General features: G+C 28.1%; 11 protein-coding genes. All 11 read right to left on the bottom strand.

What is annotated here, in order from left to right; genetic code table 11:
- Positions 1-65 precede the first annotated feature (65 nt).
- Entirely contained in the window at positions 66-1,064 is a 999-nt protein-coding gene (gene gap / locus I2A75_RS02140; protein ID WP_195262830.1) for a type I glyceraldehyde-3-phosphate dehydrogenase, read from the bottom strand.
- 46 nt (positions 1,065-1,110) lie between these two features.
- On the bottom strand, positions 1,111-2,154 hold the full coding sequence (locus tag I2A75_RS02135; RefSeq protein ID WP_195262829.1) for a sugar-binding domain-containing protein: 1,044 nt from the start codon (positions 2,152-2,154) through the stop codon (positions 1,111-1,113).
- A 376-nt stretch (positions 2,155-2,530) separates the two neighbouring features.
- A complete protein-coding gene (rpoN, locus tag I2A75_RS02130) occupies positions 2,531-3,913 on the bottom strand; it encodes an RNA polymerase factor sigma-54 (protein WP_195262828.1) in 1,383 nt (460 codons plus the stop codon).
- Between the two features lie 122 nt (positions 3,914-4,035).
- The gene (locus I2A75_RS02125) at positions 4,036-5,088 is read right to left on the bottom strand and encodes a BMP family ABC transporter substrate-binding protein (RefSeq protein WP_195262827.1); all 1,053 of its coding nucleotides are present in this window, start codon (positions 5,086-5,088) and stop codon (positions 4,036-4,038) included.
- 230 nt (positions 5,089-5,318) lie between these two features.
- Complete coding sequence (locus I2A75_RS02120) at positions 5,319-6,155, bottom strand: DegV family protein (RefSeq protein WP_195262826.1); 837 nt, start codon at positions 6,153-6,155, stop codon at positions 5,319-5,321.
- A gap of 17 nt (positions 6,156-6,172) precedes the next feature.
- A complete protein-coding gene (locus I2A75_RS02115) occupies positions 6,173-6,634 on the bottom strand; it encodes a tRNA (cytidine(34)-2'-O)-methyltransferase (protein ID WP_195262825.1) in 462 nt (153 codons plus the stop codon).
- 280 nt (positions 6,635-6,914) lie between these two features.
- Complete coding sequence (locus I2A75_RS02110; RefSeq protein ID WP_195262824.1) at positions 6,915-7,751, bottom strand: Cof-type HAD-IIB family hydrolase; 837 nt, start codon at positions 7,749-7,751, stop codon at positions 6,915-6,917.
- Between the two features lie 157 nt (positions 7,752-7,908).
- Positions 7,909-9,390, bottom strand: coding sequence for a VanW family protein (locus I2A75_RS02105; protein ID WP_347707744.1), 1,482 nt, complete (start codon positions 9,388-9,390; stop codon positions 7,909-7,911).
- A 272-nt stretch (positions 9,391-9,662) separates the two neighbouring features.
- Positions 9,663-10,604, bottom strand: coding sequence for a glycoside hydrolase family 25 protein (locus I2A75_RS02100; protein ID WP_195262822.1), 942 nt, complete (start codon positions 10,602-10,604; stop codon positions 9,663-9,665).
- 68 nt (positions 10,605-10,672) lie between these two features.
- Positions 10,673-12,238, bottom strand: a complete 1,566-nt coding sequence (locus I2A75_RS02095) for an ATP-binding protein (RefSeq protein ID WP_195262821.1) — start codon at positions 12,236-12,238, stop codon at positions 10,673-10,675.
- Positions 12,228-12,941, bottom strand: a complete 714-nt coding sequence (locus I2A75_RS02090; protein WP_195262820.1) for a response regulator transcription factor — start codon at positions 12,939-12,941, stop codon at positions 12,228-12,230. The genes I2A75_RS02095 and I2A75_RS02090 overlap by 11 nt, the downstream gene beginning before the upstream one ends.
- Positions 12,942-13,565: the final 624 nt, after the last annotated feature.

Here is a 13,565-nt window from a genome sequence, read left to right as displayed (position 1 = left end):
TCATAGATTTTCTATAAAACCAGACCAATAATTATATTTCTTTAATTATACATTTAACTATTTAATTATCTAGTTACGAAGTATTTTAAAGTTCTGATTAATTGGTTAGTGTATGACATTTCATTGTCGTACCAAGCAGCAACTTTAACTAATTGCTCATCTCCAACTGTCATAACCTTAGTTTGAGTTGCATCGAATAATGAACCGTAAGTGATTCCGATTACGTCTGATGAAACTATTTCATCTTCAGTGTAACCAAATGATTCGTTAGCAGCAGCAGCCATAGCAGCGTTGATTTCTTCTACAGTTACTTTCTTGTCTAAAGTTACAACTAATTCAGTTAATGAACCTGTAGTAACTGGAACTCTTTGAGCACCACCATCTAATTTTCCTTTTAATTCTGGAATAACTAAACCAATTGCTTTAGCAGCTCCAGTTGAGTTTGGAACGATGTTAGCAGCAGCAGCTCTACCTCTTCTTAAATCGCCTTTTCCGTGAGGACCATCTAATGTGTTTTGGTCGTTAGTGTAAGCGTGGATTGTAGTCATGAATCCTTTTTGAACGCCAAACTTGTCGTTTAATACTTTAGCCATTGGAGCTAAGCAGTTTGTAGTACATGAAGCACCTGAAATAACTGTTTCAGTACCATCTAATATATCATTATTTACGTTGTAAACAACAGTCTTGATGTCTCCAGTTGCAGGAGCTGAAATAACAACCTTCTTAGCACCAGCTTCTAAGTGTAAACCAGCTTTTTCTTGAGAAGTGAAGAATCCAGTACATTCTAAAACTACGTCAACGTTTAATTCTTTCCATGGTAAGTCAGCAGGATTTCTTTCAGCTGTAACTTTTATTTCTTTTCCGTTAACAACGAAAGCTCCTTCTTTAACTTCGATTTCTCCGTTGAATCTTCCTTGTGAAGAGTCATATTTAAATAAGTGAGCTAAAGTCTTAGCATCAGTTAAATCGTTGATTGCTACCACGTTAAATTCTGGGTTTGCGATCATTAATCTTAATGCTAATCTTCCTATTCTTCCAAAACCATTAATTGCTACATTTACCATTTGCAATTACCTCCTAAAAATAGTTATATTTAAAATTTTAAAAATTTTAAGCTTGTTTAGTGTGTTCCTTAATAAATTCTACAATTTTTCTACCAGCTGCTTCGTCTGTTATTAATACTGCATTTTGATTTTTCATCATTGTTGCAATAATAGCATCAACTTTATTTTCCCCAGCAGCAACTGCAATATGTGTGTTAATTTTTCTTGCTTCATTAATATTTATTCCAATTGAAGTATTTTCTGAAACTACTTTGGAATCTTTGTTAAAGTAACAACCAAACGCTTCACCCACAGCTCCTAGAGATTTTAGTTTATTAAACTCTTCTTCTGAAACATCTCTTTTTTCTGCCATAACTAAAGCATCACCAATACCATAAATTAATATATCAGCTTTATGGATATTATCTATAACTTCTTTTATTTCCTTTTCCTTTAGTAAAGTATCCAAAAGTTCTAAACTAAGGTTTTCAGGAAGATGAAGCAATTTATAAGCACCATTTAACTTTTTTGCTAAGGATGCAGCTAATGTACTAGCCTGTATTTCAACTTTTCTTCCCATACCGCCTCTTGCTGGAACTACGAGAATATTTGAAACATTATTTATCTTAGGTAATGCCTCCACAAACTCTTTTATAGTATTTCCCCCAGTTATAGCTATTATATTATCATCTTTAATAATTGATTTTAGATAATTAGCTGTAGCTTTACCAAGTTCTTTTAAAATTATTTCGTTTGTTTCTACATCACCTGGAACAATTATTACATCTCTTAACCCAAGGAAGGACTTTATGTTTTCCTCGATATCTGATAAACCTTTTATTTCATGTATAAAATCTTTAAGCTTATCCACTATTTCTTGTCCCTCTTCAGTAACTGTCATTCCTGGAGTATTAATCTCTATCAAATTTTGTGATTTTAAAAAACTTATTTCAGTTCTTACGATTCTTTCTCCAAGATCTAACTGATTGGCTAAAACACGTCTTCCGATAGGCTGATTGTAATATATAGTCCTAAGAATACTATATCTTTTCTCTAGGACTTCTACAAGTTCAGGAACTATTTTTTTCTGTAAAGACAATATTTCCTGCACTTCCAACCCTCCTTTGGTCTAAAAAGGTCCCACATATAATTTATATGTCCCACATTTATTATTATAAAACACTTCTATGAATTTTAAAAGTACTTTCTTCAAACTTTTCTAAAAGTTTTACAAGTTTTTAGCATTACAGCTTCATATATCCTATAAAAGCCAGCATATGTAAGTTTGCCTTTTCCATCACTACTTTACCTAAAAAGTCAGTTCGAACTACACATATGATATTAAAAACTTAATTGATAAGTTAAGAAAAGAACTTATAATAGAAATGCCAACTTTCATTTCTACTATATTTAATATAAATAGCTATCATCTCTATTATAAATTCCCCTTTTTAATTCTTTTTTATTCTATTTTTATAATACTCTTTTCATTCTATTCTTTTTCTTTTGCTTGATGATTTTATCCCCATTTCTTCCCTATATTTTGCTACTGTTCTTCTAGATATATTTAAATTTTTCTTATTTAATTCTTCACATATTATTTGATCTGACAAAGGTTTTTTCTTATCCTCATCACCTATCATTTCTTTTATTTGTTTTTTTATATTAACAACAGCAACATCTTCACCATTACCTTTAGATTGACTTAAACCTGTTGTAAATAAATCTTTTATTTTTACAGTTCCAAGGCTTGTTAATATATATTTGTCTTTTATTGCTCTACTTACTGTTGATTCATGAATTCCAAGGTCTTCAGCCATTTCTTTCATCGTCATTGGCTTTAAATATTTTTGTCCCTTATCAAAATACTCTTTTTGCTTCTCCACAGTTTTTTCTAATATTCTAAGTAAAGTACTCTTTCTTTGTTCTATACTTTTTATTAAAAACATAGCACTATTTAATTTTTCTTTTACATAGTTTTCCGTATTTTTATCTTCCTTATTATTTAAGATATCTTTATATATATTACTTATTGATAATCTTGGTATAACGCCATCATTCATAATAACAAAATATTGTCCGTCTATATTTCTAATAGCCGCATCTGGTATTATAAACTTAACCTCATCTCCTGTATAAAATCCCCTAGAAGGCTTTGGCTCTAACCCCTTAATTATATCCCCTAAATCTTGAGCTTCTTTGGGAGTTATTTTCAAATTTTTAGCTATTGTATTAAATTTATTATCCGCTATTAAATCTAGATATTCATCTATTATTATCTCTAAGTTGTCATCTAATATTCCCATTTTTATTAGCTGTATCTTCAGACATTCCCTAAGATCCCTAGCCCCTATGCCATCTGGCTCTAAATCTTGAAGTATATCTAATGACTCCTGTCCTAAATCAATTGATATATTCAATTCTTTACATATATCTTCTAGAGGCATGTCCAAATATCCTCTTGCATCAATATTCTCAATCATATATGATACTATTGCCTTTTTCAATTCATCCTCATCTATCTCAAGTAATTGCTCCTGCAAATACTCTGTTAATGACTCTTTTTGTGATATAAAATTAAAAGGCGATACATCTTCATCCTTATTATAGTCTCCATAACTTTGAGAGCCATAATTATCGAATTCTAGGTATTTTATCATTTCCTTGTAATCTATTTTATCTTCGTAATCCTTTTCTTCTTGAACAAAATCAAAATCACCTTCTAGTATTGGATTTTCCACAAACTCATTTTCTATATATTCTCTTAAATCATAAGTTGACATTTGTAAAAGCTTTATAGATAACTGCATTTGTTGGGTCATTATTAATTTTTGCTCTTGTGTGAGATTTAAATTAAAGTCTAATTTCATAAAGTACACCTTCATTTCTAAAACTATAAACTATAAACTATAACTTTTACTTAATATACTAGTATTAATGATAACACTCTTTAATACTAGTATATACTGTAAGTAAACGTTATATCAAGTGGTTATTGTACTCTAAATTCTAAGACTTCTTCTTTTATCTTTGGAATTTCAATCTTTTCTTTGATTACTTCACTTTTATAGTTATTGACTAAATTAATTGTTTCTTTATCTAATATTGACTCATTCATAATTATTTCAATTGTATTCTCTTTTAAGCCCTCATTTATTTTGTTTATTTCTCCGCTCTTAAACATGCCATCATTTGCTTCTGATATACTTTTATAAAGAATATCATCAAATCTAATTACTAAAGATGCAAGTATATTATCCTTATAATCACTATAAACCTCTTGTGCATTCATACCGCTGTTAATTACATACTTCCCTTTTTCTTTAGCGGCTTTAAAAACTCCTTCAGAAGCTCTACCTGCGGCTGTTAAAATAACTTCACAACCCTTATCATAAAGTTCTATTGCCTGTTCATATGCTAAATCAACATTTGCACAATCTTCAACGTATTTTACATTTTCTTCTGATAATAATTTTGATAATGCTTTTGGATTAGTAACTTTAATCCCTGCCATATAACCTGATAATAATAACTTATTTGGTTCATTATCCTTAATAGCTATATATCCAACATCTTTATTACTGCTTCTCTTTCCTGCTATTGCCCCTACTAAAAATCCGCCCTCTTCATATTTAAAATCTACATTTTGGACATTACTTTCTCTTATCTTATTAGTAGTAACTATGAACCTTTTATTTCTATAGTTTGTTGCAGCTTCATTAACTACATTTTTAAACTCTTCACCAACTACAATTATTAAATCATTACTTTTAACTGCTTTTATAAATTGCTTTTGAAAACTTTCTTCATCATCTCTGTCTATTTCTATGATAGTTAATTTAATGCTATCTTCTATAATAGATTTATTTATTCCTTCTAACCCTAACTGATTAAGCCCCTTATCTTCTAAACATCCTTTATTAATAACATAAGCTACTTTCAGTCTATCTAAATCTATTACGTGACTATTAAGCACTCCACAACTTACAAGCATACTAATTAGACATATACTTAGAGTTAGTAAAAATAGTCTTTGTTTATTCACTGTAACCACCTTCCTTTTTACTTTAGGTTACCCAAATAAATATATAAAAATTCAGTTTGTCTTTTTTACAAAATAAAAAAGATAAAGAATTTACTCTTTATCTTTTTAGTCTTATTATAAAAGTTATTTATTATAAAAGTTATTTATTCTAAAAAATTTATTTATTATTCCATATATTTAGTTTGTACTCTTATTTTATATCTTTTAAGTTATTCAAAACTATTTAAAACTTATTTGCTTATAAAAAATAGACCACTTACTCTTGTACCAGAATGTATTCCAACTGCACAACCTGGTTTTGTTTCAATATATTTTATATTGTTATCCTCTAAATATTTTTTAAGTTCACCCTTCATTTCTGGGCTTTCTATTTCGATTAATATAACTGGCTCATTTTTATCTGGATTGCTTGATTCATAATCTGATATTATCTTCTTTAATGCTTTTTTATTACCTCTTACCTTATCTTTTGCAGTCATCATTCCATCTTCGAACCCAATTATTACTCTAAGTCCTAATGCTGTTCCAATAACACCAGCAGTCTTTGATATTCTTCCACCTCTAACTAGGTTTTCTAAGGATTCAAAGCATAATGATGCATTCATTTTAGGTATCATTTTTATTATTTCTTCCTTTATAGCTTCTGCGCTATATCCTTTATCTCTAAGCTCACAAGCCTTCAAAACAAAGAAACCTTGAGCAGATGTTATAACTTGTGTATCCACTATAACTATATCATCAGATTCAATCATATCTTTTGCAATACATGCTGAATTATATGTTCCACTCATATTAGATGACATAAGGATTGTTAAAACTTTATAACCTTCATCTAAATACTTTCTAAAGATTTCTTCAAATCTAACCGGAGTAATTTGTGCTGTAGTTGGAAGTATTTGTTCACTTTGTATTTTTTCTTGCATTTGTTCTAAATTAATTTCTTCTCTATCAATATAACTTTTATCACCAAAATTAATTAAAACTGGTATAACTTCTATATTATTTTGTTTAATTAACTCTTCTGGAAGATCTAAGCAACTATCTGTTAATATTTTTATCTTTTCCACTTCTATTCCCCCTAAATTTATTTCATTTCAGGAAAACCAATTTGCCTTAAAGCTTCGTATGCAACAATTGCAACTGTATTTGAAAGATTTAAACTTCTTGTACTCGTTTTGATCATTGGCACTCTTATTCCTTCATGATTGTTATGTACTTCTTCTGGAACACCTGAAGATTCTCTTCCAAACATTATAAAATCCCCTTCTTTAAATGAAGCTTCATCATAATGTACCCCACCATGAGTTGTAGCTAAAAATATTCTTTCATTTCCATATTTGTTCATAAAATCTTCATAGCTTTCATGCATTTCAAGCTTTAATTCACTCCAATAATCTAATCCAGCACGCTTTACTTGTTTATCATCTATTTTAAAGCCCATAGGTTTAATTAAATGTAGTGTTGAATTTGTTAAAACACAGGTTCTTGCAATATTACCTGTATTTTGTGGTATTTCTGGTTGGTATAAAACTATATTTAAATTCAATTTTCTTACCTCCGATTAAAAAAGCAAGATGAAATCATCTTACTTTAGTAAAACTATATAAAAAATGATACTATATGAATCTTGATTAGTCAAAACATTTAGCATTTATTAACATAATATTATTTTATATTATAAAAATAATATTCCTATTAAGTATTTTTTGATTTCGAATCAAGTAAATATTCTATTGTCTTTTCTTTCAAAGTTGTTTTTTTATTTTATAAAAGTAATGTTATCTAATGATTAATATCTAATTGAAAATTTTTTAATACTTAAAAATCTAAAGTTTAAAGAATTTTTTTATAGCTTTTTCAACACCATTTTCAATATTAGTATCAGTAATATAATCTGCTAATTTTTTTACTGGTTCTATTGCATTACCCATTGCTATTCCAATTCCAGCATACTCAAGCATAGATAAATCATTTTCATTATCTCCAATACATATAATTTCTTCTCTTTTAAAACCGTAATAATTTGCTAAAGCTTTTACAGCATTACCTTTAGATGCACCTTTACTATTAATTTCAACGCTTCTTTTCCCTGAGCCGTAATATACTATACTATTTAAACTATTTAGATGGTTTTTAACTTTTTCAATCTTCTCTGGTTTTGTTGAAAAAGCTATACATTTAGTTATTTTCCCATGATTTTTTCTAAAAAACTTTTTCCACTTTTCTATATTATTGATAACATAATAATTTATTTTTAAATTATCATACCCTATTTGTTTTGTCATATATAATTTAGTTCCAAGCTCTGTAATCCTATTACTACAATATATACTATCTAAAGTATAAAAATGAAAATGCATCTTCATTTTATATAGCATTTCAACTAGCCTAATACACTCTTCTGTTTCAATTGGTTTTTCATATATAACTTTATTTGTATTTTTCTCCCTAACAATAGCTCCGTTAGCTGCAATAACAGGTGATTCAACTCCTAAAAGATGTGAATAATATGCTGCATTGTTATAAATTCTCCCTGTAGTTACTACTATTTCTACACCCTTTTCATGAATTTCTTTTATTACTTTTTTGCTTTCTTCGGATATTTTTTTCCCTTTACCTAGTAAAGTTCCATCCATATCAATACAAACCATTTTGTATTCCATAAAATACTCCTTTATTCACATTTTCATATTATTATAATATCATTATGCTAGATTTTCGACAATAAACTTATAGTCTTTCTAACATTTATTATTCTATTTAACTAAAAAAATTATAAAAAAATAGAATGGTTAATATATCCATTCTATTTTATATCTATTATTGATTTGGTTTTTTCTCTTCAGTAGAAGTTTGTGGTTTCTCTTCTGTTTTATTAGTTGAATTTTGAGGAGTTTCTTTCTTTTTAGTTCCTCTTTTTATAACTGTATTGGTTGTTAAATAAACATCTGTAGCTATAAACTCTCTATCCACTTCAACACCATTTTCATATGTTATTTGATAAGAGCTTGCCTTATAACCTGGCATTCCATGTGATACAACTTTTTCAGTACCTTCTTCCATAGTTGGATCATCTTCATACTTAACTTCTGGATTGTATTTTTCATGAACTTCATTTACAAGCTCATAAGTTTTTCCACCCATAGCTTCTACATTACCATATATGTTAAATGATACTGTTCCTCCAGCTACATATCCTTGAATGTAAACTGGAAAATCATATGAATTCTTGAATTTATAGTCTATAACACCATTTGCAACTGTTGCATCTAATCCAGGTTCTGAATAAGAAACAGTTAAGGAATGATTCATTCTTTCTGTTGATCTTAAATTTGCTCTCATTGCTGCTCTATAAAGAGTTGTTGATACTTGACATATTCCTCCACCGTAGTCTGGAACAATTTCATTTCCAATATATGTATTAGCTTTTTCATATCCTTTATCTGGGGTTGTATCTCCAATTAATGCATTGTAGCTAAACTCTTCTCCTGGCATTACTACCGTTCCATTTACAATTTGAGCTGCAATTTGCATATTTTTAACCCTACCATCTCCAGTATCTTTATAACTACTACTATAACCGCTTATTTTTCCAGTTACTTTATTTAAATCTTCTGCTTTTACTTTTGCTTGTTCTTCTTTTAGCTCAAATGTTAATTCAACAGTATTAGTTGGATCTCCATTAATATTTTCAACTAGTTTATTATGAAGCTCTTCTTCGTCTATCTTCTTTCCAACAACTTCTGATGTAACCACTATGTTTCCTGAATTTATTTCTATAGTAGCATCTTTCGGAGCTACATTTACTTCAGTTTTAACCTTTTCTTCAAAAGCCTTTAAACTTTCTTCATCATATGTAATCTTAGCTTCTATGTTAATATCATCATCATTTTTAATTAGTGAATTTTTACTAAACATTCCACCATCTTTCCCATAATTAAAAGCTTCCTCTGCTATTGATTCTATGTCATATTTAGGCTTTATTTCACTATAAGCTAACTCTAACTTCTTATCACCAACCAAAATATCTAACTTCTTGTCCATAATAAGATTTGATAATTTTTCGTTTAAAGAGTTTGTAGCTTCTTCTTTACTTAATCCACCTAACTCAACACCATATACAGCAATCCCCGGATAAACCTTATTCTCCCATGCTGCTACTCTATTATTTACTGAAAAAATATAACTTATAATTCCTACTATAATTATTATTGCTATAGCTATTGCAGCTATTACTGTATTTTTATATTTGGGAGATATAGTCTTTTTTAAATTATTTTTTTGTTCCTCCAACTGCCCCACTCCTTTCTAAATAAGCATAACAAAAATTACGAAAATATTATTATTCCCTATAATTATAATACTACTATATCATTAATATTATGTTATATTCTACAGTTTATTTTAATATATTTATATGAATAAAATAATTAACTTTAATTAAGTACTTAATAAAAAAATTCATGATTTTTTGTCAATCAAATATAAAATAATTAAAGCTTATAATATTATAATTACCTTTAATATTATAAGCTCTATAATTAGTATTATTTTAATGTTTTAATGTAAATATTTTAGACAGTAACTCTACTTCTAATTCTAGATGTTTCTCCATCATAATCAAAAGCTTCTATAGTTATATTTACAGGAGAAGTTGTTTTAACAGGTAATTCAGATAATCTTATTTCAAAACTTGTATCATTTTTTCCTACTGTTCCAATCCAATAGCCATTCTCAAAAATATTATATCCCAATAAATCAGCATCATCATTTCTTCTCCATGAAACCTTTAATAATCCACCTTCCTTGACAGCTCTTAAATCTCTTACCTGTCTCGGTTGCATAAGTAAATCTAAATTATCAGGACCCCAATTGGCATCAACAGGATTTCCAACACCATTAACTACTTGACCTTCACTAAATTGCCATATTCTCCATCTCGTCCATCCACCTAAATTTGGAGGATATGGTGGATTAACTGGAACATTTGTATACATCGCTATCCATAAAGGCATATTTTTTAGTGGTTGTGTTCCATTAGGTAATTTAAAGTCATTATATAGCTCTATAAAAAAAGCTCCTGTATATAACATTAATCTTCTTCTAGTTTTTCTCTCGAACCTTTTTCTAAATCTATCTACCCAATCAATTAATGCTTTTGTACTTATTTTATTATCTATTGGTGCTTCAACATCTACTACTGGAAATAAATCTCCGTAATCTTTTTCTCCAAACCCTTCCTGTAATATGTCTATGAACTCGTCACATTGAGAATCTGCAGTAGTTAAATCATATGAAGGTAAAGCATAGTGATATGCTCCTACTGGTATTCCATAATCTCTAGCAGCTTTAGCGAATTCTAAGAATCTCCTATCAACTCTAAATCTTCCCGATCCTGAACCTGATGCTCTTAGATATAAAAAATCTATTGTTCTTGCTAGAGTTTGAAAATTAACCTCTTGTGTATATTCATTTATGTCTATTCCAAATCTACTATTAGGATTTTTATTTTGCATTTTTCCTCCAAGAAAAATATTCTCTATATTAGTTTATTACGATTTTTCTTAAAGGTTACTTTTATTTATTATCTAATTACTTTTAACTTTATAAAGAAACTTATCTCATTACCAACACATTCGGCCCATATACTACCATTATGAAGTTCTACTATATTTTTAGAAATAGCAAGGCCAAGACCACTTCCTTTGGTATTAGAATTTCTAGCTTCATCTACTCTATAAAATCTATCAAATAGTCTCTCCACTTTTTCTTTTGGTATATGTTCTCCTCTATTTTTTATAGTAATGTTTACAAATCCATTATTTTCATATGCAGATACTATTACACTTCCTGGCTTAAAAGAATATTTAATGGCATTTGAAAATAGATTTTCAAAGACTCTAACCATTTTCCCGGCATCTATTTCTACCATACATTTTTCATCTACAAACTTTTTAACTACTTCTATTTCATTTTCTTCAAATACAGGAATATACTCTTCTATTATTTGAGATAAGAATTCAACTATATTTACTTTGTTTTTTCCCAAAACTATTCCTTTATTGTTGAGTTTTGTATATTCAAATAAATCTTCTATTAATTCCTTAAGTTGATTAGATTTATTAAATGCTATATTCAAATACTCCTTCATCATATTTTCATCTTCATATTTTCCATCTTTGACAAGTCCTATATATCCCATTACAGATGTTAAAGGAGTTCTTAAATCATGTGAAACATTTGTTATAAGCTCACTTTTAGTCTTTTCAGCTCTTCTTTCCGCATCAATTCTATTTTCTATTTCCGATGCCATATTATTTATATTTTCAGCTAATTTCTTTATTTCATCTTTTCCCTTTTCTTCTATCCTATATGATAAATCTCCATTCGATATAATTCTTACACCTGACGCTATTTCTTCTATATACTTCATTTTCTTATTTGTTATTATAATAAATATTGATATAAACATAATAACTGATAACACAAGCGCCAAAAATGAATTTTCATCCACATAATAGTCATATGATATATAAGGAGTAGGTATCTTTGAGTATATTAGATAAGCCCTGTCCGCTCCTATATTTACTGGATAAAGAAATACTCGTTCGCTTCCATCTTCTGCTACAGAATTGCTTTTATCTATGATTGCATATATATCTAATTTTTCTTGAAATTCACCATTGACCTTAAATAATATTTTCCCATCTAAATCAGTCAAGTAAATTTTAGCTTTACCATCATTGTATCTGTTTAATAATTCTTTTATTTGTTCTTCTTCTTTAAGACCCTCTATTTTATATCCATATTCTCCACTTAATTCCTTTGCAATAGAATTAGCATGTGACTGAACTTCTCCAATATCATATTCAAGATTAGTTATTGTTTTATTTTTCGATAAGACATTGTTAGCAAATCCATAAAACATAAAAGCAGCTAAAAAACATATTGCAAAAACAAGCATTAATTCAAATCGTATACTCTTTTCTATTCTTATATAAATCCACTCTAAAACCTCTCTAATTTTAACTCCTAGTATTGAATTATAAAGTTTACAAAAAATCTTTAAGATTAAGTTTCTTATTCCCTTTATAAGACCAACTCTTTCTTTCTTAACTTTCTCTTTTTTAGACTTCTTCTTACCTATCAATTTTATAGCCTACCCCCCATACAGTCTTTATGAATTTCGGCTTTCTTGGATCCTCTTCTATCTTTTCTCTTACCTTCCTTATATGAACCATAACTGTATTATCAGACTGCATAAACTCTTGTTTCCAAACGCTGTTATATATATTTTCAATACTAAATACTTTTCCTCTATTTTCACCAAGTAGAACTAATATATCAAATTCTGTTGGGGTAAGTTTTATTTCTTCACCATCTTTAAAAACTTCATGAGTTTCTAGATTTATACTTATCTCATCAATCTCTAATACATTGTCTTGTTTAACTATTAATTCTTCCTTAGTGGATGTATTATTAAACCTCTTATATCTCCTTAGTTGTGATTTTACCCTAGCTACTAATTCTAATGGATTAAATGGTTTCGTTAAATAATCATCCGCTCCAGTATTTAACCCTAATATCTTATCCATATCCTCAGACTTTGCAGATAACATTATTATAGGCATTTCTCTTTCTTCTCTTATTTTCAAACAAGCTTCAATACCATTTACCTTCGGCATCATTATATCTAAAATTATTAAATCCACTTCATTATTTGAAAGGATATCTAACGCTTCTTTACCATTTTCAGCCTTTATTGTATCGTATCCCTCACCCTTTAAATATATATCTATTAAATCTCTAATTTCCTTTTCATCGTCAACTATTAATATTTTCTCTTTGCTCAAAAAAATCCACTCCTCTCTACTTCTAAAATTAGTTTACCATAAAAGAAGAATTCTTTTAATTTCTGCTCTCACTATTTATCTATATTGTAGCGAAAATATCTTAATTTTAAACTTTATAATTTCTTAAAAAAACCTTAATATATCGGTATCCATTAGGAGTAGTTTGGAAACTTATCGATACGCTTTCATTTAAATAAATCAATCACTAAGCCAATTAATAAAAGAATACATATACTTATTAACGAAAAAATATATCAACTGATAAATAAATCATTAATTAAATACTAAATTAATTTATTAAGTGAATTTATTTCTAAAAAATATATAATGATAATTTTCAATAAGATTCCTTCAAACAATTTTGAAAATTAATACCTAATTACATGTGTAAATTCTATTTTCTATTAATTACTTGATACTTCATATTCAAACATTCAATAACACGTATATCATTCTTGTTACTATAGTAATCTGTTTTAAAAAATTGTTGTTTTTTAAAATTAAATTCAAAAAGTATAATATTCTTTGATTAAAGTCTGGATTTTATGTAGAAAATTTAAATAAATAAATTATATGTATATTTATTAATAAATCAGTTCAACTAATCTCATTATAATTAAAGGA

Origin of the sequence: Clostridium sp. 1001275B_160808_H3 (assembly GCF_015550425.1) — a bacterium.
Classification (GTDB): domain Bacteria; phylum Bacillota; class Clostridia; order Clostridiales; family Clostridiaceae; genus Clostridium.
This window is presented reverse-complemented; position numbering and strand designations above follow the sequence as displayed.